Genomic DNA, 23267 nt, shown 5'->3' with positions numbered 1-23267 from the left:
GGTGCGGGTGTGCAGCATCATCACACCCGCAGCACCTTGCCGGGGTTCATGATGTTCTGCGGATCGAGCGCGCGCTTGATGGTGCGCATGATGTCGAGCTCGATCTGCGAGCGGTAGTGGCTGAGCTCGTCGAGCTTGTCGATGCCGATGCCGTGCTCGGCCGAGATCGAGCCGCCCATGGAGGTGACGAGATCGTTCACGGCGCGCGTGATCGCGGCCGTGTATTGATTCAGCGTGTGCTGATCCATGCCGACGGGCCCCATGAACGAGAAATGCAGGTTGCCGTCGCCGATATGCCCTAGAGGATAGGGACGAATGCTCGGGAGAATGTCGAGCACGGCCTTGAGCCCCTTGTCAATGAACTCAGGAATTCTGGAGATCGCCACTGACACGTCGAAACTGATCCCCGGGCCTTCGGCGCGGGAGGCCTCGGCCATGGCCTCGCGGATGCGCCACATGTTGCGCGATTGAGCGACCGTCTGCGCGATCGCGGCGTCCAGCACGCGGCCCGCTTCGAGCTGGTCGGCGAGAAACTGCTCCATCTTCCCGGACATGCCCTCGGTCCCGTCCTGGCGTGCCCGCGCAGATGACCACTCCAGCAGCAGGTACCATCGCTTCTCCGCCTTCAGCGGATCCTGGGTGCCCGGAATATGGCGCAATGCCAGGTCGACGGCGGCGCGGCTCAACAGTTCGCAGGAGCCGACATTGTCCTCGGACGCCGCGTGCGCTTCGGACAAGATCTCCAGCGCGGCCCGCGGATCGCGCACAGCCAGCCAGGCCGTGCAGACATCTTTCGGCGCCGGCCATAGCTTGAGCACGGCCTTGGTGATGATGCCGAGCGTCCCCTCGGCGCCCATGAAGAGGTGCTTGAGGTCGTAGCCGGTGTTGTCCTTCTTCAACGCGCGCAGCCCGTCCCAGACGTCGCCGTTCGGCAGCACGACTTCTAATCCGAGGACGAGATTGCGGGCGTTGCCATAGCGCAGCACCTGTACGCCACCGGCATTGGTCGAGAGATTGCCGCCGATCATGCAAGAGCCCTGCGCGCCGAGGCTGAGCGGTAGGAATCTGTCATGCGCTGAGGCGGTCTCCTGAAGCGTTTGCAGCACGCAGCCCGCCTCGACCGTCATCGCGTAACCGACGGGATCGACGTCCAGCACGCGGTTCATCCGTCCTAGCGACAGCACGATGCCGGCATGTGTGGGCCAGGGCGTGGCGCCCCCCATCAGGCCGGTGTTGCCGCCCTGTGGCACGATCGCGACGCCATGCTCGTGACAAAGCCGGACCACCTTGGAGACCTCTTCGGTACTCCCTGGGCGAACGACGGCACTGGCGCTGCCAACCAGCAGGCCGCGCCAGTCCGTTACGAACGGCTGCTTGCCATGCTCGTCCTCAACGAAACCTTTCTCGCCGACGATCGCGCGCAACGCATCGCGCAGCTCTGCGGTCAAGGGAACAGTCGGGATGGTGGGAACGGACGACGGGAAGGCAGCCGGCATTTGTTTCCCCGGGGGCGCATCTTGGTGTGCACTGCGCGCGCGAAGCGCGTGAGGCCATTGTCCACGTTTGCGCCGTGAAGTCTAACGGCAATATCGGAAAGACGAGGACAATTTACGTCAGCACCTCAAGCGTGTGAAGAGACCGGCCTCGCTGCCAAAAACCCGTCGACCGCATCGAACACCCGCCACCGGTTGGTTTCCAGGAACGGCGAATGGGTCGCATCGCGGATCTCGACCCAGCTCCGCGCCGGGGCGGAGGTCAGCTTTCCGAACACGGCCTGCGCCATGTCGATGGGACAATCGCGGTCGAGATCGCCGTGCACGATCAGCACCGGCACGGTGATCTCGGCGGGATCGTACATGGGTCTGCCCGATGCCCAGAAGTCGCGACTGTCCTGTACGGTGCCGTTTGGGGCACGCAGCCGGTCTGGATCGAGCTCTGATTGGGCGAACGTGGCCTCGGCCCAGTTCTCGAACCAGGTATCCGGCAGAATGGCGGTCCGCTTGTTCTCGGGCAAGCCGTTGAGCCAGCGCGCCTTGGCCGCCGCGCGATCGACGATCCGGTAAGCGCCGAGTGTACCGCCGGCATCCGCGGCGCTTGGCGTCGTCCGCAGCCATTGCGGCGCGATCAGGGTCAGCTTGGCGACATGGTCGGGATTGTCAGATGTGTAGCGCGCCATGATCGTGGTGCCCCAGGACCATCCCATCAAATTGATCCGGTCGAGCCCGCGCCGCTTCCGGATGAAATCGACGGCAGCCGCGACATCGGCAACCGCGACTGGCGTGCGTACCACCGGCGCATGGTCGAGCGGCGGTCCCAGCATCTCGGCGGGTTTTGTCGATCGGCCATAGCCCCTGACATCGACGAGATAGACGTCGAAGCCGCGCCTTGCCAGGTGGTCCATCCATGACATGCCATCGAGTGGAAGGTCGAATGACGTCGAGGCCGGATAGGTCGATCCGGCCACGAATAGGAGCGTTCGTTCCGGTACGAACGTCGCGAGGGCCGAAAGACGCTTGTTGCGGACGAACAGCTCGATGCCATCAGTATCGCTGGAGATCATGAAGTCTTCGCAGATCATGTCCCCTCTGATTTGCAACATATCAATCTCCTGTCAGGCGAAAAGCCAATCAAAACCCTCGTGGTTGCGGGTCACGAAGCCGGCCGAGCTTGCGGCGAAGTGCGCGGTGAACACTTTTGCCGCATCGTCGGCGGCGCGCTCCAGCAGCCAGCGGCGAGAGGCGCGCGCCTTCGCCGGATCGTCGCAGAAGGCGCTGTTCCAGTCCGGACGAAACACCTGGAGCGGCTGAGGCATGATGTCTCCGCCGAATAGCCCTTTCTCGCCACCATCGGCGAGCTCGAACACGACATGGCCCGGACTATGCCCCGGCGTCGCGTGCACGGCCAGACCGTTGGCGAGCAGGCCATCGCCGTCGATGATCTCGGCTTGCCGGTGCTCGATCACAGGCAGCACACTGTCGGCGTAGACGCCGGCATTGAAGCCGCTTTGTCCGGCCGGACCGGTCCAGTGATCCTGCTCGGCCTTGGAGAAGATGTATCTGGCATTCGGGAAGGTCGGCACCCACCGGCCGCCGCGCAGCTCCGTATTCCAGCCGCAATGATCGGCGTGAAGATGCGTGCAGCAGACGAAGTCGACCTCGTCAGGTGTGACGCCGGCCTCCCGAGCCGCGCCAGGAACGGCAGATTCTGCTGATGGAATCGCGGCAGCGCAGGCCTGTCCTTGTGATTGCCGCCGCAGCTGTCGATCAGCATCACATGGCGCGGCGTCTTCGGCACCCAGGTATGAACGCTGGCGATGACGGTTTTGCGTCTCGTCGAAGCAGGTCGGGATCATCAACGCGCGCTGCCGCTCGAGCACGCGAGGATCCCAATCCGGAAACAACATGTCGGGACGTGTTCGGTGATCCCTTGTTGACGCCCGCATCATCTGGAAAGGGCATGGTGCTGACGCCGCGCGGCGCCGCATTGCGGGAGCCGCTCCGTCATGCGTTGCAACGGCTCCAGGCCGTGGTCAGTGCGCCGCCGGCATTCGACGCCGCGACGTCAGAGCGCACCTTCTCACTGGGCGCTAACGACAATGCCGGCGCGATCATCGGCACGCGGCTGATCCAGCGGTTGCGCAAGGGCATTTCCCCGGGGACGCGATTGGCGCTCCGCGCGGCGGATTCCTCGGCGCTCGTAGGCCACCTCGAGGCCGGCGATATCGATATCGCGCTGGTCTCTCAAGCCGGGCTGCCCAAGAGTCTTCCGCACCAGCCGCTGCTCTACGAAAAGTTCATGATGGCCCAGCGCAAGCGTCATCCGCGCGGGGAGAGGAAGCCGACGCTGCGCGACTATGCGCGGCTCGATCGTCGTCTCCGGTGACGGTGGCGGCTTTCGCAGCTTCATCGACGATATTCTGCAGAACCAGGGATATCAGCGGCGGGTTGTCGCCTCCGTGCAATACTACCGTCTGGTGCCGCTGATCCTGGAGACGACAGATCTGGTCTGTACGCTGCCGGCCCGGTTTCTCAGCCGCTATGCGGACCGGCGGGTCTCGTTCGAACTGCCGTTCGACGCCGGCCGCTTCACGCTGTTCGCGACATGGCACGCCCGGTTCGATGCTGATCCCGCACATCGCTGGTTCCGCGAGCAGCTTCTTGCATGCGCGTCCGATTGAGCGGCGATGTTTCGTGCTCCCTTGGGGAGCGTCGCACGTAAACATTGCACGAGACGAACGTGCCGCGACATGTCCTAAAATTTCAACGTGGTACGTAGACCAAAGACCGTTGCGTTCTTGAGCGCCTTGCCCGGTAGAGGCCCCAAAGGGTCCGTTGCTCCGCCTCCGGGGTGAATGATGTATTGGAAATTCGGCTGAAGGGTCCAGCCATCCCTGACCTGAACCTGGTAGACGGCCGTCACAAGTCCTTCGAAACTGCGCATCGGCCAGGATGATCCGACCATCGTCCGATAATCGGCGTCGAGCGCCTGGGCTCGCCTCGAGACGTGGGCGTAACCCGCAGCGATGCCGAACTTGTCATCGGGTCGCTTGTCGCTCAGTCCGATGAATTCGAACCCCGCATCCGCATAGAGGTCGATCAAATTGCGATCGGCCGGTGCGCCCGACACACGGGCGAACACGCCGATTCCGCGGTCATCGCTATTCGGCACGCGGTAAAGCTGCTGCTCGAAAACGGCCCATGCTCCGATGTCGCCTGCTAACATGAGGGGCGTGCCGCTGCTGGCTGTGGCCGCGAGCGATACGCCATTGTTGGCAAGTTGCAGATCGGAGAACGATCCGAAGTGCCGCCATCCACCTAGCTTGATCTGACCGGCCAGATTGGGGTCGCCCTTCCTGTTGTTCCAGGCATACTGGATTTGCCCAAGAAGAAGGGGGGGATCATTCACGCGGAAATTGACGCCGTATCTGTTGCGTTGTTGCGGATCGCCGGGCCCGGGCCCCGCCTGGTTGCCATCAAACACGCCACCAAGAACGGAGAGCTGATCAGTCAGGTTGACCAGCAGGCGGGTGCCCATTGCCGCCAATGGTGGCGAGGGCCCGCCGCTCGGCAGGTCCAGCGAAGTGATCGCCGGCCAGCCCATCGAGGCGTTGGTGAAGACGTCGGTGTACTTCGTATTGAAGAACTCGCTGTCGGCGGCGAGCTGCCCGAATTTGAGCGAGACCTTCTTGTTGCCCCACTGCTTCTCGAAATAAGCCTCGTACAGACGCGTGGAGGGCAGCGCTTCGATGCCGCTGACCACGAAAAAATTGGCGAGATAGTTACGCGACAGGCCTTCGCCGTGAATCTGGAACATGTTGGCGTGAAAGGTCAGCTTGTCGATGCCGGCAAGCTTTTGGAGATCGACATCGACCGCGAGATTGAGCCGGCCTTCGTAGATGGCGCCTTGCTTGAGGCCGCCCGAGACATTCCCGAATGTCTCGCCAATGTAAGTCGCGGCAAACTTCAAGCCGTATTTTTGGAAGGGGTTCGGCAAGAGCCCAAGCGTCTTTTCTTCAACCGTGCTTTCGCCGGTGTCTGGATCAGCGGGCTTGTCGTCGTCGGTCTTTTTGTCGTCCTGTGCGACGGCATGAGAGCCTGCAAGCAGGCTCGCAAGAGCCGTAGCCCGTATCAGGCATTTGGCTGACTTGCTCAATTTGAAGCGCAACAAGATGCAGACCCATAAAATGGGAGGATTGGACACGATCTGGCGACCACTCATGCGGCGGCCCGGCCATGCTAGCAGAATCCATGCCCGTCTGGAGGCAGAATGCACCCAACGGGCTGCCGCGCATCTAACATTTGTTGATGTTCCGGCGTCTTACCTGGACAAGCGCTTGATGGTCTTGACGGCATGCCGGGGGCCCCGCCAGCCCAGGAATTTGAGTTCCTTGTTCTCGAGCGCGTTGGTGGCACGGAAGAACTCTTCGAGTTCATCTCGCGCACGGGGAGGCAGATGGCGAATGTCCGTGAGGTCGGTTTCGAGCGGCGACCGATCGGGTACCGCGAACACGCGATCATTGCGCTCCTTCTTGCCGTTGCTCTTCTGCTCCACCTCCAGAATGCCGACCGGTTTGCATTTGAGGACGACGCCGGGATACGTGCGCGCATCGTGTATGATCAGGATGTCGAGCGGATCTCCATCCTGGGCTTTGGTCGAAGGGATGAAGCCCCAATCATAGGGGTAGCTGAGCCCGGCCATCAGCGGCTTGGCGAGAGTGAAGATGTGGAATTTCGGATCAAGGTCCAGCTTGCACGTGCTCGACCGGGGAGTTTCAACCACCGCGAATACGTGTTCATCATCTGCCCACGTCGGAAGCTTCAGTAGATTCGTCATCTCGTTCGGTATCCGTACGCTCTCATCCTCCGGGCTTTGTGAGAACTGGAGCCGGCCAACGATCGTTCCAGATCTCATCACTTGCCGTCCCCGAATATTGCGATCGGGGACGATGCCGGCGAAGGCGCCAACCGCGCTGGCGCCGGGCATCGTCTACGGCTTCAGTCTTAGGAACCTTCGGCGATAGCGTAACGTTGCGAACGAAAGTGCTGATGAGGCCGCGGGGCCCTTCACCGAACAATGCGCCCTGAATGCGAACGAAGCGACGGCTTCTAGGCCATCGCGGGCTTGGCCTGCGGCTTTGGCTGTCGCGACAGCGCCAGGACGATCAGCGAGGCGAACACGCAGAGCGCGCCGGCGACGAAGAAGGCGGGCAGGTAGCTTTGCAGCAGCGTCCGCGACAGGCCTGCCCCGAACGCGGCGGTGCCGGCACCGAGCTGGTGGCCGGCAAAGATCCAGCCGAACACCAGATTGGCGCGCTCGGGCCCGAACTTTTGCGCTGTGAGGCGCACCGTCGGTGGGACCGTGGCGATCCAGTCGAGCCCGTAGAACATTGCGAAGATCGACAGGCCATAGAACGAGAAATCGCTGAAGGGCAGGAAGATCAGAGAGAGTCCGCGCAGGCCGTAGTACCAGAACAGCAGGAAGCGGTTGTCATAACGATCCGACAGCCAGCCGGACATGATGGTGCCGAAGAAATCGAAGATGCCCATCGCCGCCAAGAGGCTCGCCGCCTGCACCTGCGGGATGCCGAAGTCGAGACACATCGGAATCAGGTGCACCTGCACGAGGCCGTTGGTCGAGGCGCCGCAGACGAAGAAGGTCGCAAACAGGATCCAGAACGCACTCGACTTCGAGGCGTCGCGCAGCGTGCCGAGCGCGACGGCCGTAATCGAGCCGTGGCTTGCGGGCGGCGCAGGCAGGGGCTCGGTGCCTTCGTCGCCGAAGGGGCGCAAACCGACATCGCTCGGACGGTCGCGCATGATGAGCAAAACCGCCGTCGCGGAAACGCCAAGCATGATGCAGACGAACCCGAGCGCGAGGCGCCAGCCGAAGCGTTCGGTCAGGCTTGCGAGCAGCGGCAGGAATACGAGCTGGCCGGTGGCGACGCTCGCGGTCATGATGCCGATCACGAGGCCGCGACGCGCCGCGAACCAGCGCGTCGCAATGGTGGCGCCCAGTACCAGTGCGGTCATGCCGGTGCCGATACCGATCACCACGCCCCAGAGCGCCACGAGCTGCCAGACCTGCGTCATACCGAGCGAGAGCACGAGCGCCGAGACGACGATGAGCTGCGCGGTCAGTGTGACGTTGCGCAGGCCATAGCGGTTGAGCAGGGCGGCTGCGAACGGCGCCATCAGCCCGAACAGGATGAAGCGGATCGAGAGCGCGGAGGAGATCTCGGCCGTGCTCCAGCCGAACTCCTTCTGAAGCGGAACAATGAACACGCCGGGGGCGCCGACCGTGCCGGCGCTGATCAAGGCGGCGAAGAAGGTCACCCCAACCATCACCCAGCCATAGTGGATATTGCGGCGGCCGAGCACAGCCGAGAGCCAGTTCGAGATCATTGCCCCTCACAGGTTTGGCGGGCTCCCGAGGCCCGTGTCATGGTTGCAGTCTGACATGGAAGAGGTAAGTCTGAAATGACAGACTTCCCTCATTTTAGGACTTTGCGCTGTCAGTGTGCGAGACGCTCGACCGCAATCGCGGTGGCTTCGCCGCCGCCGATGCAGAGCGACGCGACACCCCGCTTGAGGTTGTTGGCCTCGAGGGCATGCAGCAGCGTCACGATCAGCCGGGCGCCGGTGGCGCCGATGGGATGGCCGAGCGCGCAGGCGCCGCCATTGATGTTGAGTTTTTCGCGGGGGATGCCGAGATCGCGCTGTGCCGCCATCGCCACTACGGCAAAAGCTTCGTTGATCTCGAACAGGTCGACGTCGGAGGCAGCCCAGCCGACCTTGTCGAGCAGCTTGCGGATCGCGGGGATCGGCGCCGTGGTGAACCATTGCGGTTCCTGACTGTGAGTGGCGTGACCCTTGATCTCGGCGATAACAGGCAGGCCGTTATGGCTCGCGAGCGAACGCTTCGTCAGCACCAGCGCGGCGGCGCCGTCGGCATTGGCGGAAGAGGCGGCCGGCGTAATGGTGCCGTTGGCGCGGAACGCCGGCTTCAGGCCGGGAATCTTTGCGGGATCGACCTTCAGCGGATGCTCGTCATTGGCGATCACGCGCGGGCCTGCCTTCTCGGTCAGCGTGATCGGTGCGATCTCGGCCTTGAACGCCCCGCCCTCGACCGCCTTGCGCGCACGGCTCAGCGTCTCCATCGCGTAGGCGTCCTGGTCCTTGCGGGTGAATTGATAGGCTTCAGCCGTGGCTTCGCCGAAATCACCCATGGAACGCCCGGTTTCGTAGGCGTCTTCAAGCCCGTCCATCATCATGTGGTCGATGATGCGGTCATGGCCGGCGCGATAACCGCCGCGCGCCTTCGCGAGCAGGTAGGGCGCGTTGCTCATGCTCTCCATGCCGCCCGAGACGACGATCTCGGCGGAGCCGGCGCGAATGATGTCGTGCGCCAGCATGGTCGCCTTCATGCCGGAGCCGCAGACTTTGTTGATGGTGGTGGCGCCGGTCGCGTCCGGGAGTCCCGCGGAACGCGCCGCCTGACGCGCCGGCGCCTGGCCTTGTCCTGCCGGCAGCACGCAGCCCATGAAGACCTCATCGACCTTCTCTGGCGCAAGTTTTGCGCGGCCCAGCGCCGCATCGATCACATGCGATCCGAGCTTGTGCGCGGCAAGCGGCGAGAGCTCACCCATAAAGCGGCCGAGCGGGGTGCGGGCGGCGGAGACGATGACGACGGGATCGGCGGCTTCAGCCATGACAAGGCTCCCTGCGATGTTTTAGATTATAGTCATCATATGATGCGTTGCAAAAAATGCAACCGCGTCCGGTATGAGAAAATGTCGTGGTTAGGGTAGGCATTGGCCGCCGGAAGGGAAGCGACCTAGCGCTTCCTGTTCACAAACGCCTGCATCAGCCGCGTCGGCTCGTCCGTCAGGAACGACTCGCCGAACACCTTGACGCTGAGGTTGACCGATTCGGTCAGCGAGAGCTCCTCCCACTGCCGTAGGAGCGCCTTCTGCGAACGCAACGCTTCGGGGCCGCATTCGAGCAGCGCCTTCACGAGGTGCTCGATCTCGGCATCCAGGCCGCCGGCCGGTGCGACCTTGTCGACCAGGCCCCAGGCCAGCGCCGTCGGCGCGTCGATGTTCTCCGCTGTCATCACCAGCCAGCGCGCCCGGGCCCAGCCGATCAGCCGCGGCAGCAGCGCTGCGTGGATCACCGAGGGAATGCCGACGCGCACCTCGGGCATGCCGAAATGCGCATCATGCGCGGCGATGCGGAAGTCGCACGCGGCTGCGACCTCGAGCCCGCCGCCGAGGCACCAGCCGGGCAGCCGTGCGATCATGGGGGCGGGGAATTGGCGCACGGCTTCGCAGAGATCGCGCAGGCGCCTGATGAACGCTTCGGCCGATTTCCGGTCGAGCTTTGCCATCTCTTTGATGTCGGCGCCGCCGATCATGCTCTTCTCGCTTTGTCCGCGCAGCACCACCACGCGGATGCTGCGCTCGGTGGCGAGCTTTTGCAGCCCTTCGCGCACCCCATCGATCACGGGCGAGCCCAGAATGTTCAGGGAGCCGGCATTGCAGATCGCGACATTGACGACGCCGCGCGCATCGCGCGTCACGCCGCAGTGGTTGTTGAGCATTTCCATCGGATATCTCGAAAGTTTCGTGGACGGGCGCCGGCGCGGCGGTCGGGATTACTCCGGGCCGAAATGCCTCGCTTGTCAAGCGGGCGGGATGGCGTTGCCAGCGCGAAGTTCGCATCATAGTATGACAATCATCATAAAAAGGTGACCAATGACTGAAGCCGATCAACCCGACCTGTTTTCACCGGCGCAGAGGCGCGAGCGCGTGGTGGACTGGCAGGCACCCATGCCGGTTGCGAGAAGGGCCATGGGATTGTCAGGCATGGACGCCATGCTCGGCATCCGCGATGGCCGGCTGCCGCCGCCGCCCTTTGCCAAGCTGATCGGCTTCGTCATGGCGGTTGTCGAGCCGGGCCGGATCGTGATGGAACTGGAGCCGCGCGAGGACCTTGAAAACACCATCGGCCTCCTGCACGGGGCGACCGCCGCCGCGCTCCTCGACACCGCCATGGGCTGCGCCATTTCGACCCGGCTTGGGGCCGGGCAGTCGTCGGTAACGCTCGATCTGAAGATGACCTTCCTGCGTCCGCTGTCGGTCCGGTCCGGGCTGATCTCGGCCGAGGGCAAGGTCATTAAGCTCGGACGCCAGACCAGCTACACCGAAGGATTTGTGCGCGACGGTAAGGGCGCACTCGCGGTCCACGCAACTGCAACCTTTTCCATGGTCGGTAACAATTTTACCGGGAATTAATGCGCCGTTCGGCCGATATCCGTGTTATGACATGATCTTCGACATCCAATGAGAACCGCATGCGCTATTCCCCGGAACACAAGCAGGAAACCCACGACCGTATCGTGAAAAAGGCGTCCGTGCGGCTGCGCGAAAAGGGGGCCCACGGCATTGGCGTTGCCGACCTCATGAAGGAGGCGGGGCTGACCCATGGCGGCTTCTACGCCCATTTCGATTCGCGCGAGGCGCTGGTGATCGAGGCCTTTGCCTACGCCATGGACCGCTCGATGGAGCACTGGCGCAAGCAATCCGATCAGGTCGCCCCCGAGAAGCAGCTCGTTCAGATCGTCGAGACCTATCTCTCGGCGCTGCATCGGGACAATCCCGGCCATGGCTGCTCGATCCCCGCGCTCGGGGCCGAGATCGCCCGCGAGAGTCCGAAGACGCGAAAAGCCTTTGCCGGCAAGCTCGACGAGATGATCGAGATGCTGACCGATTTCATCCCCAATTTGCCGCGCAAGGCCGCGCGCAAACAGGCGATCGCGACGCTGGCGACCATGGCCGGCACCATGCTGCTGGCGCGCATCGCCGCCTCCAGCGAGCTGTCGGACGAAGTGCTGAAGGCGGGCAGGGACAGTGCGCTGGAGGGAGCGAAGCGAGAGCCGAAGGTTGCGACGGCGAAGAAGGCGAGGCAGTAACGAGATCGTGGGCACGCTATCGCTTTGTCCACCCTGCGGCACCGATGTTATCCTCCCGCAAACAACGCCCGCTCGCGCTCCACGATCTCGCCGATGTAATCCGCGACCGCCCGGATCCGGGCGAGGTCCTTGCTGTCGGCATGCATCAGCATCCAGAACGTCCTGGTGATCGAGATCTCCTCGGGCAGCACCGCCATGAGCTGCGGATAGTCGCTCGCCATGAAGTGCGGCAGCACCGCGATGCCGAAGCCTGACAGCGTGGCGTTGAGCTGCGCGATCAGATTGGCGCTGCGGAAGCGGGCAGAGATGCGCGGCGAGACCTGCGGCAGATAGTCGAGTTCCGGCGTGAACAGCAGCTCCTCGATGTAGCCGACGAAACGGTGCTGGAGCAGTTCCTGCCGCGAGGTGATCTCAGGAAAGCGATCGAGATAGGCCGGCGCGGCATAGAGCCCGAGGCGATAGTCGAGCAGTTTGCGGCCGACGATCCTGCCTTCCTTCGGCATCGTCAGGCTGATGGCAATGTCGGCCTCGCGCTTGGAGAGGCTGAACAGCCGAGCGGTCGCTACAAGTTGCAGGTCGAGATCGGGATACCGGTCGGCGAAGGGGGCGAGACGCGGCGCCAGGAACGCGGTGCCGAACCCGTCTGGCGCGCCGATCCGCACCGTCCCGGTCAGCCGCGCCACCGAACCGCCGACCTGCTCCTGGTTGGCGACAATGGTGGATTCCATCGCCTCGGCACTGTCCGCGACGCGCTGGCCGGCCTCCGTGAGGAGATAGCCGGTCTTGCGCCGGTCAAACAGCTTGGCCGAGAGATGCTTCTCCAGCCGGTCGACGCGGCGGATCACGGTGGCATGGTCGACGCCAAGCTGTTTTGCCGCAGCCGACACCGAGCCGCCCCGCACGATGGCCAGCACGAAGCGAAAATCGTCCCAATCGATGTGACCTTGATCCAGCATTTTCGCACATCTATGGTGCATTATCTCAGACTTGAATCCTATAAAATGCAGGTCAATAGGATTTGTCAAAGCGTTCAAGCTCGGCCTGAAGGAGACCATCCCATGCGTTCAATCGGACATTTCATCGGTGGCAAGGAGGTCAGGGGCACCTCGGGCCGCACCGCCGACGTCTTCGAACCGATGACCGGTGACGTCCAGGCCAAGGTCGCGCTGGCGTCCAAGGCCGAAGTCCGCGCCGCCGTCGAGAACGCCCGCGCTGCGCAGCCTGAATGGGCCGCGACCAACCCGCAGCGGCGCGCCCGCGTCATGATGAAATTCCTCGAGCTGGTGCAGCGCGACTACGACAAGCTCGCCGAGCTTCTGGCGCGCGAGCACGGCAAGACCGTGCCCGATGCGAAGGGCGACATCCAGCGCGGCCTCGAGGTCGCCGAGTTTGCCTGCGGCATCCCGCATTTGATGAAGGGCGAGTACACCGAAGGCGCCGGTCCAGGCATCGACATCTATTCGATGCGCCAGCCGCTCGGCGTTGTCGCCGGCATAACCCCGTTCAACTTCCCGGCGATGATCCCGATGTGGAAATTCGCGCCTGCGATCGCCTGTGGCAATGCCTTCATCTTGAAGCCGTCCGAGCGCGATCCCGGCGTTCCGATGAAGCTCGCCGAGCTGATGATCGAGGCGGGCCTGCCGGCAGGCATCCTCAACGTCGTCAACGGCGACAAGGAAGCGGTCGATGCGATCCTCGACGATCCCGACATCAAGGCGATCGGCTTCGTCGGCTCCACGCCGATCGCGCAGTATATCTATGAGCGCGCCGCGCAGACGGGTAAGCGCTGCCAATGTTTTGGCGGCGCCAAGAACCACGCCATCATCATGCCGGATGCCGACATGGACCAAGCCGTCGACGCGCTGATCGGTGCGGGCTACGGTTCGGCCGGCGAACGCTGCATGGCTGTTTCCGTCGCCGTGCCTGTCGGCAAGACCACCGGCGACCGCCTGATGGACAAGCTGATCCCGCGTGTCGAAAGCCTCAAGATCGGCACTTCGATCGATCCGTCGGCCGATTACGGTCCGCTGGTGACGCGCGAGGCTGTCGAGAAGGTCAAGAGCTACATCGACATCGGCATCAAGGAGGGCGCGACGCTTGCCGTTGACGGCCGCGGCTTCAAGATGCAGGGCTATGAGAACGGCTTCTATCTTGGCGGTTCGCTGTTCGACAACGTCACCAAGGACATGCGGATCTACAAGGAAGAGATCTTCGGGCCCGTGCTCTCGGTCGTGCGCGCGCATGATTACAGGGAAGCGCTGGCGCTGCCGTCCGATCATGACTACGGCAACGGCGTTGCCATCTTCACCCGCGACGGCGATGCCGCGCGTGATTTCGCGGCCAAGGTCAATGTCGGCATGGTCGGCATCAACGTGCCGATCCCGGTGCCGATCGCCTATTACACCTTCGGCGGCTGGAAGAAGTCCGGTTTCGGCGATCTCAACCAGCACGGTCCGGATTCGGTCCGCTTCTATACCAAGACCAAGACGGTGACCTCGCGCTGGCCGTCCGGCGTCAAGGAAGGCGCGGAGTTCTCCATCCCGACGATGAAGTGATCCTCTGAGGAGCGAGGCCGGGATGCAATTCGCTCTGAACGAGGATCAGGTCGCGGTTCGCGATATGGCGTTGGCGTTTGCGGCTGAGAAGATCGCCCCGCACGCGCTGCGTTGGGACGAGGAAAAGCACTTCCCCGTCGATGTGATGCGCGAGGCCGCTGCCCTCGGTATGGGTGGCATCTACATCCGCGACGATGTCGGCGGCTCTGCCATGTCGCGGTTCGACGCGGCGCTAATCTTCGAGGCCCTGGCGACGGGCTGTCCGACCACCTCGGCCTTCATCTCCATCCACAACATGGCGAGCTGGATGATCGATGCCTTCGGCAGCGACACCCAGCGCCATCAATGGCTGCCAAAGCTCTGTTCGATGGAGCTGATCGCGAGCTACTGCCTGACCGAGCCCGGTGCCGGCTCGGATGCGGCGGCTCTGCGCACCCGCGCGGTGCGGGCCGGCGATCACTACGTCCTCAACGGCCAAAAGCAGTTCATCTCCGGCGCCGGCGGTACTGATCTGCTGGTCGCGATGGTGCGCACCGGCGGCGATGGCCCTGGCGGGATCTCGACTCTCGTCATCGATGGCAAGACGCCGGGCGTCTCCTTCGGCGCCAACGAGCGCAAGATGGGCTGGAATGCGCAGCCAACCCGCGCGGTGATGTTCGAGAACGCCCGCGTGCCTGTTGCCAACAGGCTGAGCGAAGAGGGCGTCGGTTTCAAGATCGCGATGGCCGGCCTCGATGGTGGGCGCCTCAACATCACGGCGTGCTCGCTCGGCGGCGCACAGACCGCACTCGACAAGGCGCGCGCCTACATGAAGGAGCGAAAGGCGTTTGGAAAGCGTCTGGACGAATTCCAGGCGTTGCAGTTCCGTCTTGCCGACATGGCAATCGAGCTTGAGGCCGCGCGTACCTTCCTGTGGCGTGCCGCGGCTGCATTGGATCGCAAGGACCCCGACGCCACCATGCTCTGCGCGATGGCCAAGCGTTTCGGTACCGACGTCGGCTTCGAGGTCGCCAACCATGCGCTGCAGTTGCACGGCGGCTATGGTTATCTCAGTGAATACGGCGTCGAGAAGATCGTGCGCGATCTGCGCGTGCACCAGATCCTTGAAGGCACCAATGAAATCATGCGGCTGATCGTGGCGCGCAAATTGATCGAGGGCGCGCGATGAGTGGAGTGGAAGAGGGCGATCTCGTCGCCCGCGTCGAGGGAGCGGCCGGCATCGTCAGGCTCAACCGTCCCAAGGCGATCAATGCCGTGACGCTGGAGATGTTTCGCGACATCGACAAGGCGCTCGACCGTTTCGAGGCCGATCCGGCTGTCGCATTGATCCTGCTGGAGGGCTCCGGCGAGCGCGGCCTGTGCGCCGGTGGCGACATCCGCATGCTCTGGGAGAGCTCGAAGGCCAATGGTGATCTCGGTAAGATCCTTTGGCGCGAGGAATACATCCTCAACGCCCGGATCAAGAGGTTTCCGAAGCCCTATGTCGCCTTCATGGACGGCATCGTCATGGGCGGCGGCGTCGGCTTGTCCGCGCATGCGAGCCATCGTGTCGTCACGGATCGTACCAAGCTGGCAATGCCCGAGGTCGGCCTCGGCTTCTTCCCGGACGTCGGGGGCACCTACCTGCTGTCGCACTCGCCGGGTGAAATCGGCACTTATTTCGGGCTCACCGGCCGCACCATGAACGGGCCTGACGCGATCCATGCGAAGTTCGCGGATGCGGTGGTGCCGGCCGCCAAATGGCCGGAGCTGCGCGAGGCGCTAACCAGGGTTCGTCAGGGCGTGATTGCATCCGAGGTCACCAAGCTGATCAACGGCTTTGCGACTGGGGAGAGGGCGGGCCCGGTCGCCGCCCAAGAGCCTGTGATCGACGCTCTGTTCGGCTTCGATCGCATGGAGGACATCTTCGCCGCGCTCAAGCGCGACGGCTCCGACTTCGCGTTGGCCACGCTGAAGACGCTCAACGAAAAATCGCCGCGCGGTATGGCGGTAACGCTGAAGCTGCTGCGTCTCGCACGTGCATCATCGAGCCTCGAAGAGTGTCTGGTGCGCGAATATCGCGCCGCGCTGGAAGTGTTCCGCAGCGATGACTTTCGGGAAGGCGTTCGCGCGGCCGTGATCGACAAGGATCGCAATCCCTCATGGTCGCCGCCGCGGATCGAGGATGTGACGCCGCAAGTGCTGGCACCCTATTTCGCCGAGATCGGTGCCGACGAGCTCAAGTTCAACTAATCAACGCTACAAGGGGAGGAAACGACAATGGCCACGATCGCATTCATCGGCCTCGGTAACATGGGCGGCCCGATGGCTGCCAACCTCGTCAAGGCCGGCCACAAGGTGGTGGCGTTCGACCTCGTCGAAGCCTCGCGCAATCAGGCCAAGGCCGATGGGGCCACCGTTGGGGACAGCGCAACTGCCGCGGCAAAGGGCGCCGATGTCGTCGTCACCATGTTGCCGGCCGGCAAGCACGTGCTCGGCGTCTGGAATGAAGTCCTTCCAGCCATGACCAAAGGCGCGTTGATCATCGACAGCTCCACAATCGACGTCGAAAGCGCGCGGCAGGCGCACGCGCTCGCAGCCCAGCACGGCGTGCTCTCGGTCGACGCGCCGGTCTCCGGCGGCACCGGCGGCGCCAAGGGTGCCACGCTCACCTTCATGTGCGGCGGTGAAGCGGACGCGTTCGCGGCGGCAAAGCCGGTGCTGGAAAATATGGGCAAGAAGATCGTGCATTGCGGCGGTGCCGGCGCCGGGCAGGCAGCCAAAATCTGCAACAACATGATCCTCGGCATTTCCATGATTGCTGTGAGCGAGGCTTTCGCACTTGGTGAAAAGCTCGGGCTCTCGCACCAGGCGCTGTTCGATGTCGCCTCGACCTCGTCAGGCCAGTGCTGGTCGCTGACCTCCTATTGCCCGGTTCCGGGCCCGGTGCCGACTTCGCCGGCCAACAACGACTACAAGCCGGGCTTCGCTTCGGCGCTGATGGTGAAGGATCTGACCCTGGCGCAGGACGCCGCCAAGGCTGCCGGCGCGGCGACGCCGCTCGGCAAGCATGCCCAGGAGATCTATCAGTCCTTCGACGCAGCCGGCCAGGGCGGGGTGGATTTTTCCGGAATTATCAAGCACGTTAGGGGACTAGCTCGATCTTCGTCATCCTGAGGTGCGAGCCTTGCGGCGCAACTGCGCCGCTGGGCGAGCCTCGAAGGAAGAGAAGACGGTATCTGTGGCCATCCTTCGAGACGCCGCTTCGCGGCTTCTCAGGATGACGGCGGTGAACGTGGTGAAGCCGGATGACGACATTTCAGGACGCGCGCGCGTTTCTTCTCGCTCACCGCACGGATTACGAGACAGCGGTCAGGGATTTCCGCTGGCCCGATCCGGCCCCCTTCAACTGGGCGCTCGACTGGTTCGATGCTGAGCTGGCGACGAATGCGGAGAGCAAGGACCGGCCCGCGCTCTGGATTGTCGATGCCGCCCAGGACAAGCACACAAAGCTCTCCTTTGCGGCGCTGTCGCAGCGGTCGAACCAGGTCGCCAACTTCCTGCGTGCGCAGGGCCTGAAGCGCGGCGATCATCTCTTGCTGCTGCTCGGTAATGTGGTGCCGCTGTGGGAGACGATGCTCGCGGCAATCAAGCTGGGCGTTGTCGTCATTCCCGCCACCACGCTGCTCACCGCCGACGAGTTGCGTGATCGGCTCGACCGCGGCAAGGCGAAGGCAGTGGTGGCCGCGCAGGACCAGGTCGCGAAATTTGCGAGCCTGGGTGTCGACGGCGTTGCGCGCATCATTGTCGGCGAGGCGTCCGATGGTTGGCTCGCTTACGGCGAGGCAGCGAAATGTTCAGAGAGTTTTGCGGCAGACGGTCCGACCCATGCCGACGACCCAATGCTGCTGTATTTCACCTCGGGCACCACGGCAAAACCAAAGCTGGTGCGCCACAGCCAGCGCAGCTATCCGGTCGGGCATCTCTCGACGATGTTCTGGATTGGGCTGAAGCCCGGCGACATCCATCTCAACATTTCATCGCCCGGCTGGGCCAAGCATGCCTGGAGCTGTTTCTTCGCGCCCTGGAATGCGGGCGCCACGGTGTTCGTGGTCAACCAGCCGCGCTTCGATGCCAAGGGCCTGCTCGCCACCATCGGCCGCTGCGGCGTCACGACGCTGTGTGCGCCGCCGACGGTGTGGCGCTTGTTCATCCAGGAGAACCTGGCCTCGTTCGAGGTTACCTTGCGCGAAGTCTGCGGCGCCGGCGAGCCGCTCAATCCTGAGGTGATCGATCAGGTGCAGGCCGCCTGGGGCCTCACCATCCGCGACGGCTACGGCCAGACCGAGACCACGGCGCTTGCCGGCAATTCGCCAGGCCAAAAGATCAAGGTCGGCTCGATGGGCCGGCCGCTGCCGGGCTATCGCGTGCAGGTCAGCGATGCCGACGGCCATCCGGCGAAAGAAGGCGAGGTGGCGCTGCTGCTGGGTGCTAACAGGCCCGCCGGCTTGATGCAGGGCTATCAGGACGACGATGGCAACCTGTCGGGCGCTGAGGGCGAGCTTTATCGCAGCGGTGACGTCGTGTTTGAAGACGAGGATGGCTATCTCACCTTTGTCGGTCGCTCCGACGACGTGTTCAAGTCCTCGGACTATCGTATCAGCCCGTTCGAGCTGGAGAGCGTGCTGCTCGAGCATGAGCTGGTCGCGGAAGCCGCCGTGGTGCCGAGCCCCGATCCGATCCGGCTCGCGATCCCCAAGGCGTTCGTGCTGCTGATTGCGGGCGCGGAACGGACGCCTGAGACGGCGCTCTCGATCTTCAAGCACCTGCACACGCGCCTCGCGCCCTTCAAGCGTATCCGCCGGCTCGAAATCGTCACCGAATTGCCGAAGACGATCTCTGGCAAAATCCGCCGTGTGCAGCTACGACGGCTCGAACGCGACGATGATCGCAACGATCCGCTGCGCGGCCGGGAATTCCGTGAGGAGGATTTTCCGGAGCTGCCGAAAACACGGGGCGAAACTTAAGTGAACGAAAAGAGCACGTCATTCCGGGGCGATGCGCAGCATCGATCCCGGAATCCAATTCGCCGCAGAGACTGCAGCGCGATGGATTCCGGGCTCGCGCTTCGCGCGTCCCGGAATGACGATGGTTGGAGCCAATCATGAACCAAATCTGGAAGAAGCCGCCGATCACGCTGGAAGCCTATCAGGCGATGGTCGGCAAGGAGATCGGGGTGTCGTCCTGGCATGTGATCGATCAGCCCCGCATCGACACCTTCGCTGAGGTGACCGAGGATCACCAGTTCATCCACGTCGACCCAGAAAGGGCGAAGGCTGAGACCGCGTTCGGCACCACCATCGCACACGGTTTCCTGACGCTGTCGATGTTGTCGGTGATGTCCTACGAAGTGATGCCGGTGATTGCGGGCACCACGATGGGCGTGAATTACGGCTTCGACAAGCTGCGCTTCATCTCGCCGGTCCGCTCGGGCGGGCGCGTCCGCGGCCGTTTCGTGCTGGCCGAAGCCAAGCTGCGCAAGCCAGGTGAATTGCAGTCTCGCACCAACGTGACGGTGGAGATCGAAGGCGAGGACAAGCCCGCGCTGGTCGCGGACTGGCTCGGCCTGATCTATATCGCTTGACTTGAGGCGTCGCTGCCGGGCTTGACCCGGCAAGCCATCGCTGCTCAAAAGCTGTTCAAATCGGGTGCGCTCGAACCCTCTCCCCTTGCGGGAGAGGGTGGCTTCGCGAAAGCAAAGCCGGGTGAGGGGTCTCTCTCCGCGAGCACATCTGTGGAGAGAGACCCCTCATCCGGCGCTTCGCGCCACCTTCTCCCACAAGGGGAGAAGGAGAAAGGTAACGCACTCATGGCAATCAGGTTTGACGGACGCGTCGCCATCGTCACCGGCGCGGGAAATGGTCTTGGCAGGGCGCATGCGCTGGGTCTTGCGAGCCGGGGCGCGAAGGTCGTCGTCAACGATTTTGGCGGCGCGCGCGACGGCACCGGCGCCTCGCTGTCGCCGGCTGAAGCCGTGGTCGAGGAGATTCGGAAAGCCGGCGGCACCGCAATAGCCGACGGCGCCGACGTTTCCAACTTCGAGCAAGTCACCGCGATGGTCGAGCGCGCCACCAAGGAGTGGGGCAGCGTCGACATCATGTGTGCCAATGCCGGCATCCTGCGCGACAAGTCGTTCGGCAAGATGGAAGCGGCCGATTTCCAGAAGGTGCTGGACGTGCATCTCGTCGGCACCTTCTACTGCTGCAAGGCGGTCTGGGCCGGCATGCGCGACCGCAACTATGGCCGCATCGTGCTGACGACCTCATCCTCCGGCCTCTACGGCAATTTCGGCCAGGCCAATTATGGTGCGGCCAAATCGGGCATGGTCGGCCTGATGAACGTGCTGGCTGAGGAAGGCCGCAAGAACAACATCCGCGTCAATATCATCTCGCCGACGGCGGCAACCCGCATGACGGAAGAGTTGCTGCCACCGCAGGCGCTGCAGCTGATGAAGCCGAACGCGATCACGCCGGCGGTCGAGTACATGCTGAGCGAGGACGCGCCGACCCGCACCATCATGGGTGCCGGCGCCGGCTCCTTCGCCGTGATCAAGATTCTCGAGAGCGAAGGCATCAATCTGCCGGAGTCCGAATGGACGCCGGACGCGATCGCGACGCATTTCGCCGAGATCAGCGACATGTCGAAGGCCAAGGCGCTGGCCGGCGCATTCGAGCAGACGCAGAAATACGTGGCGCAGGCCGCGGCACGGGCGGGGATCAAGCTCTGACTGACGTCGCCGTCATCGGTGCCGGTCCCGCCGGGCTGATGGCGGCAGAGGTGCTGGCGCAAGGCGGCGCCGGCGTCACTGTCTACGACGCGATGCTGTCTGCTGGTCGCAAATTCCTGATGGCGGGCAGGGGCGGCCTCAATCTCACCCACAGCGAACCGTTGCCGGTTTTCCTTCCGCGCTACCGGCAGGCGATGCCGTACCTGCGCGCTGCGGTCGAAGCGTTTCCGCCTGATGCGCTGCGCGACTGGAGCGCTGGCCTTGGACAGCTGACCTTTGTCGGAAGCAGCGGACGAGTGTTTCCCAAAACGTTCAAGGCCTCGCCCTTGCTGCGCGCCTGGCTGCGGCGGCTCGACGTATCAGGCGTGCAATTCGCCTTTCGGCATCGCTGGTCGGGCTGGGATGCGGAAGGGCGGCTTCAATTCCAAACGCCCGACGGCCCGCGAGTCATTACGCCGAGCGCAACGGTGCTTGCACTGGGAGGGGCGAGCTGGCCGCGGCTCGGCTCGGATGGCGCATGGGTCGATTGTCTCGCCGCGAAGGGCATTGCCATCTCGAAGTTGCGGCCGGCAAATTCCGGTTTCGCTGTCGCCTGGTCCGACGTCTTCCGTGACCGGTTCGAAGGCCAACCGCTCAAGGGCGTGGCGCTGACGATTGGCGCGCACACCGTACGCGGCGAGGCCATGATCACCCGCAGCGGCGTCGAGGGCGGCGCGGTCTACGCGCTGTCCGCTGAACTGCGCGAGGCGGTGCTGGGCCTGGGGCAGGCGACGCTGATGATTGCATTGCGGCCCGACCTCGACACAGCCGCACTGACCACGCGGCTATCGGGGACCCGCGGCAAGCAATCGCTCGCAAACTTCCTGCGCAAGGCGGCGCAATTGTCGCCTGTCGGCATCGGTCTGATGCAGGAGGCAGCTATTGCATGCGGCCGGACGCTCGCCGCGCTGTCGCCGGCGGAGCTTGCGAATCTGGTGAATGCGATTCCGATTCAGCTCACCGGTGTCGCGCCGATCGAGCGCGCGATCTCGACCGCGGGCGGTATTAGTTTCGATGAGCTGGACGAGAACTTCATGCTACGCAAACTGCCCGGCGTGTTCGCCGCTGGCGAGATGCTGGATTGGGAGGCGCCGACCGGGGGCTATTTGCTCCAGGCGTCGTTCGCGACGGGGGCTGCTGCGGGCAGGGGCGTTTCGGCCTGGCTGGCATCGTCGCAATCATGACGTGCCGGTCCTGGTCAAGAGATCGGTGAGGAGGCCGAGGATACCGAAGCCGGCCGCGACGGCGCAGACCGCGGTCCAGCCGGCATAGCTCCAGGCCAGCGAGGCTGCCGCGGAGCCGACGCCCCCGCCGACGAAGAACAGCGCGACGAACAGGCCGTTGATACGACCGCGCGCCTCGGGTCGCAGCAAATTGATGGCGCGGCGCCCGAGCGTCTGGTCGGCAGTGATGCCGATGTCCAGCAGGATGGTGCCGAGGCTCAACACCAGCAGGGCAGCGCTGCGGGACTCGATCACGCCCGCCCAGGCGCAAAGGGCGAGTGAGCCGATGATGCACAGGTGAGCGGCGAAGAAGATCGGTCGTGCCCACCCCTTGTCGCCCCCACGGCCGGCGAGAGGCGTCGCCGCGGCGCCCGCAACGCCGATCAGCGCGAAAGCCGCAATGCCCTTGGCATCCAGCGTAAAGGGTGCATCCGGCAGGCGCAGCGCGACAGCGGACCAGAATGCGGTGAAAGACGCCATGACCAGGGAAGCTGTCCAGGCGCGCACGCGCAGCACAGGCTCCTCCCGTAGCAGCTTTGGGAATGAGCGGAGCAAGTCGACGTAGCCGACGCGGACCGCTGGCTGCAGCTTCGGCAGATAGCGGGCGAGCGCAACGACGAGGAGAGTCATCAGAACGGCTGAGGCGAGATAGTAGGCGCGCCAGCTCCAGAGGTCGGCAATCAAACTCGCCGCGGGCCGCGACAGCAAAATGCCGATCATCAATCCGCCCATCACCTCGCCGATAGCCTGCCCACGTCGTTCGGGCACCACCATTGAGGCCACGAGAGGCACCATCATCTGGATCGCCGCGCAGGACCCGCCGAGGATGAACGTAGCCAGCAATAGTAACGAGGGTGTCGGCGCCAATGCCGTTGCCAGCGTGGCGACGATTGCGCAGCCGAGCGTGCGCAGGATCAAGCGCCGGTTCTCGATAAGATCGACCAGCGGCACGAGCAACAGCAGGCCGAGCGCGTAGCCGAGCAGGGTCAACGTGCTGACCAGACCGGCCTGAAGCGCGGTCATGGCCAGCGATCGGCCGATCAGGCCGACCAGAATCTGCGGCGCGAACAAATTGGTGACGACGGCGCCGGTGGTGATCGCGCCAAGCCAGATCAGGGATCGTTCGGCGAGCTGCTTGGGGGCCGTAAGCCCGGCGGTTTCGGAAATGGTCATGGGACCTCGCGGATGGAATGCGGGGTCCTCTTTAAGCGGGGT

Annotated in this window: 21 protein-coding genes and 1 pseudogene; 12 read left to right on the top strand and 10 right to left on the bottom strand. The window is 63.9% G+C overall.

What is annotated here, in order from left to right:
• Positions 1–20: 20 nt before the first annotated feature.
• The 3 genes from BM374_RS10090 to BM374_RS10080 form a co-directional block, all read right to left on the bottom strand.
• Entirely contained in the window at positions 21–1496 is a 1476-nt protein-coding gene (locus tag BM374_RS10090; RefSeq protein WP_092291426.1) for an FAD-binding oxidoreductase, read from the bottom strand.
• A gap of 125 nt (positions 1497–1621) precedes the next feature.
• Complete coding sequence (locus BM374_RS10085) at positions 1622–2599, bottom strand: alpha/beta hydrolase (RefSeq protein WP_177248198.1); 978 nt, start codon at positions 2597–2599, stop codon at positions 1622–1624.
• A gap of 12 nt (positions 2600–2611) precedes the next feature.
• The gene (locus BM374_RS10080) at positions 2612–3376 is read right to left on the bottom strand and encodes an MBL fold metallo-hydrolase (RefSeq protein ID WP_210188575.1); all 765 of its coding nucleotides are present in this window, start codon (positions 3374–3376) and stop codon (positions 2612–2614) included.
• An 80-nt stretch (positions 3377–3456) separates the two neighbouring features.
• Here BM374_RS10080 and BM374_RS39945 point away from each other — a divergent pair, with 80 nt between their 5' ends.
• Together BM374_RS39945 and BM374_RS39940 are read left to right on the top strand one after the other, a co-directional pair.
• Entirely contained in the window at positions 3457–3882 is a 426-nt protein-coding gene (locus BM374_RS39945) for a LysR substrate-binding domain-containing protein (protein ID WP_092291422.1), read from the top strand.
• Positions 3854–4177, top strand: a complete 324-nt coding sequence (locus tag BM374_RS39940) for a LysR substrate-binding domain-containing protein (RefSeq protein ID WP_092291420.1) — start codon at positions 3854–3856, stop codon at positions 4175–4177. The genes BM374_RS39945 and BM374_RS39940 overlap by 29 nt, the downstream gene beginning before the upstream one ends.
• Before the next feature lie 74 nt (positions 4178–4251).
• Here the strand turns inward: BM374_RS39940 and BM374_RS10065 are convergent, their stop codons facing one another.
• From BM374_RS10065 to BM374_RS10045, 5 genes are all read right to left on the bottom strand, one after another.
• Positions 4252–5772, bottom strand: coding sequence for a carbohydrate porin (locus tag BM374_RS10065; RefSeq protein WP_244552567.1), 1521 nt, complete (start codon positions 5770–5772; stop codon positions 4252–4254).
• Between the two features lie 45 nt (positions 5773–5817).
• Positions 5818–6483, bottom strand: a complete 666-nt coding sequence (locus tag BM374_RS10060; protein WP_244552566.1) for an inorganic diphosphatase — start codon at positions 6481–6483, stop codon at positions 5818–5820.
• Positions 6484–6605: 122 nt separating this feature from the next.
• Positions 6606–7901 (bottom strand): MFS transporter, encoded by a 1296-nt coding sequence (locus BM374_RS10055; RefSeq protein ID WP_092291418.1) that lies wholly within the window; start codon positions 7899–7901, stop codon positions 6606–6608.
• A 110-nt stretch (positions 7902–8011) separates the two neighbouring features.
• Positions 8012–9208 carry an acetyl-CoA C-acyltransferase gene (locus BM374_RS10050; RefSeq protein ID WP_092291416.1) on the bottom strand — a complete coding sequence of 399 codons (1197 nt, stop codon included), beginning with the start codon at positions 9206–9208 and terminating at the stop codon, positions 8012–8014.
• 125 nt (positions 9209–9333) lie between these two features.
• Positions 9334–10104, bottom strand: a complete 771-nt coding sequence (locus BM374_RS10045; RefSeq protein ID WP_092291414.1) for an enoyl-CoA hydratase — start codon at positions 10102–10104, stop codon at positions 9334–9336.
• 148 nt (positions 10105–10252) lie between these two features.
• On the opposite strand from BM374_RS10045, the gene BM374_RS10040 reads away from it, so the two are divergent.
• Both BM374_RS10040 and BM374_RS10035 read left to right on the top strand, forming a co-directional pair.
• Positions 10253–10792, top strand: coding sequence for a PaaI family thioesterase (locus BM374_RS10040; protein WP_092291412.1), 540 nt, complete (start codon positions 10253–10255; stop codon positions 10790–10792).
• Positions 10793–10851: 59 nt separating this feature from the next.
• Complete coding sequence (locus BM374_RS10035; protein ID WP_092291410.1) at positions 10852–11469, top strand: TetR/AcrR family transcriptional regulator; 618 nt, start codon at positions 10852–10854, stop codon at positions 11467–11469.
• A 47-nt stretch (positions 11470–11516) separates the two neighbouring features.
• On the opposite strand, the gene BM374_RS10030 is transcribed toward BM374_RS10035, so the two are convergent.
• A complete protein-coding gene (locus BM374_RS10030) occupies positions 11517–12425 on the bottom strand; it encodes a LysR family transcriptional regulator (RefSeq protein WP_092291408.1) in 909 nt (302 codons plus the stop codon).
• A 102-nt stretch (positions 12426–12527) separates the two neighbouring features.
• Here BM374_RS10030 and BM374_RS10025 point away from each other — a divergent pair, with 102 nt between their 5' ends.
• The 8 genes and pseudogenes from BM374_RS10025 to BM374_RS09990 all read left to right on the top strand — a co-directional run bounded on the left by BM374_RS10025 (position 12528) and on the right by BM374_RS09990 (position 22013).
• The gene (locus BM374_RS10025; RefSeq protein ID WP_092291406.1) at positions 12528–14024 is read left to right on the top strand and encodes a CoA-acylating methylmalonate-semialdehyde dehydrogenase; all 1497 of its coding nucleotides are present in this window, start codon (positions 12528–12530) and stop codon (positions 14022–14024) included.
• 22 nt (positions 14025–14046) lie between these two features.
• A complete protein-coding gene (locus BM374_RS10020) occupies positions 14047–15192 on the top strand; it encodes an isobutyryl-CoA dehydrogenase (protein WP_092291404.1) in 1146 nt (381 codons plus the stop codon).
• The gene (locus tag BM374_RS10015) at positions 15189–16256 is read left to right on the top strand and encodes an enoyl-CoA hydratase/isomerase family protein (RefSeq protein WP_092291402.1); all 1068 of its coding nucleotides are present in this window, start codon (positions 15189–15191) and stop codon (positions 16254–16256) included. The genes BM374_RS10020 and BM374_RS10015 overlap by 4 nt, the downstream gene beginning before the upstream one ends.
• A gap of 18 nt (positions 16257–16274) precedes the next feature.
• A pseudogene (gene mmsB, locus BM374_RS10010) lies at positions 16275–17180 on the top strand (3-hydroxyisobutyrate dehydrogenase); the annotation flags it as partial.
• Between the two features lie 131 nt (positions 17181–17311).
• The gene (locus BM374_RS10005; protein ID WP_092291398.1) at positions 17312–19030 is read left to right on the top strand and encodes an AMP-binding protein; all 1719 of its coding nucleotides are present in this window, start codon (positions 17312–17314) and stop codon (positions 19028–19030) included.
• 137 nt (positions 19031–19167) lie between these two features.
• Positions 19168–19647 (top strand): MaoC family dehydratase, encoded by a 480-nt coding sequence (locus BM374_RS10000; protein ID WP_092291396.1) that lies wholly within the window; start codon positions 19168–19170, stop codon positions 19645–19647.
• A gap of 225 nt (positions 19648–19872) precedes the next feature.
• Positions 19873–20790 carry an SDR family NAD(P)-dependent oxidoreductase gene (locus BM374_RS09995; RefSeq protein WP_092291394.1) on the top strand — a complete coding sequence of 306 codons (918 nt, stop codon included), beginning with the start codon at positions 19873–19875 and terminating at the stop codon, positions 20788–20790.
• Positions 20787–22013: a BaiN/RdsA family NAD(P)/FAD-dependent oxidoreductase gene (locus BM374_RS09990; protein ID WP_092291928.1), complete on the top strand. Its 1227-nt coding sequence runs from the start codon at positions 20787–20789 to the stop codon at positions 22011–22013. Before BM374_RS09995 ends, BM374_RS09990 begins: the two co-directional genes overlap by 4 nt.
• Here BM374_RS09990 and BM374_RS09985 read toward each other — a convergent pair.
• The gene (locus tag BM374_RS09985; protein WP_092291392.1) at positions 22008–23225 is read right to left on the bottom strand and encodes an MFS transporter; all 1218 of its coding nucleotides are present in this window, start codon (positions 23223–23225) and stop codon (positions 22008–22010) included. The genes BM374_RS09990 and BM374_RS09985 overlap by 6 nt on opposite strands.
• Between the last annotated feature and the right edge of the window lie 42 nt (positions 23226–23267).

The sequence above is a fragment of the Bradyrhizobium sp. Ghvi genome, from assembly GCF_900115265.1.
GTDB lineage: Bacteria > Pseudomonadota > Alphaproteobacteria > Rhizobiales > Xanthobacteraceae > Bradyrhizobium.
Note: the sequence above shows the minus strand (reverse complement) of the source record. Positions and strands in the feature narration are given on the sequence as shown.

Coding starts and splice junctions, on each gene's coding strand:
- BM374_RS10090 (WP_092291426.1), bottom strand. CDS start 1,496: ATGCCGGCTGCCTTCCCGTCGTCCGTTCCCACCATCCCGACTGTTCCC.
- BM374_RS10085 (WP_177248198.1), bottom strand. CDS start 2,599: ATGTTGCAAATCAGAGGGGACATGATCTGCGAAGACTTCATGATCTCC.
- BM374_RS39945 (WP_092291422.1), top strand. CDS start 3,457: ATGGTGCTGACGCCGCGCGGCGCCGCATTGCGGGAGCCGCTCCGTCAT.
- BM374_RS39940 (WP_092291420.1), top strand. CDS start 3,854: ATGCGCGGCTCGATCGTCGTCTCCGGTGACGGTGGCGGCTTTCGCAGC.
- BM374_RS10060 (WP_244552566.1), bottom strand. CDS start 6,483: ATGCCCGGCGCCAGCGCGGTTGGCGCCTTCGCCGGCATCGTCCCCGAT.
- BM374_RS10055 (WP_092291418.1), bottom strand. CDS start 7,901: ATGATCTCGAACTGGCTCTCGGCTGTGCTCGGCCGCCGCAATATCCAC.
- BM374_RS10050 (WP_092291416.1), bottom strand. CDS start 9,208: ATGGCTGAAGCCGCCGATCCCGTCGTCATCGTCTCCGCCGCCCGCACC.
- BM374_RS10045 (WP_092291414.1), bottom strand. CDS start 10,104: ATGGAAATGCTCAACAACCACTGCGGCGTGACGCGCGATGCGCGCGGC.
- BM374_RS10040 (WP_092291412.1), top strand. CDS start 10,253: ATGACTGAAGCCGATCAACCCGACCTGTTTTCACCGGCGCAGAGGCGC.
- BM374_RS10035 (WP_092291410.1), top strand. CDS start 10,852: ATGCGCTATTCCCCGGAACACAAGCAGGAAACCCACGACCGTATCGTG.
- BM374_RS10030 (WP_092291408.1), bottom strand. CDS start 12,425: ATGCTGGATCAAGGTCACATCGATTGGGACGATTTTCGCTTCGTGCTG.
- BM374_RS10025 (WP_092291406.1), top strand. CDS start 12,528: ATGCGTTCAATCGGACATTTCATCGGTGGCAAGGAGGTCAGGGGCACC.
- BM374_RS10020 (WP_092291404.1), top strand. CDS start 14,047: ATGCAATTCGCTCTGAACGAGGATCAGGTCGCGGTTCGCGATATGGCG.
- BM374_RS10015 (WP_092291402.1), top strand. CDS start 15,189: ATGAGTGGAGTGGAAGAGGGCGATCTCGTCGCCCGCGTCGAGGGAGCG.
- BM374_RS10005 (WP_092291398.1), top strand. CDS start 17,312: ATGACGACATTTCAGGACGCGCGCGCGTTTCTTCTCGCTCACCGCACG.
- BM374_RS10000 (WP_092291396.1), top strand. CDS start 19,168: ATGAACCAAATCTGGAAGAAGCCGCCGATCACGCTGGAAGCCTATCAG.
- BM374_RS09995 (WP_092291394.1), top strand. CDS start 19,873: ATGGCAATCAGGTTTGACGGACGCGTCGCCATCGTCACCGGCGCGGGA.
- BM374_RS09985 (WP_092291392.1), bottom strand. CDS start 23,225: ATGACCATTTCCGAAACCGCCGGGCTTACGGCCCCCAAGCAGCTCGCC.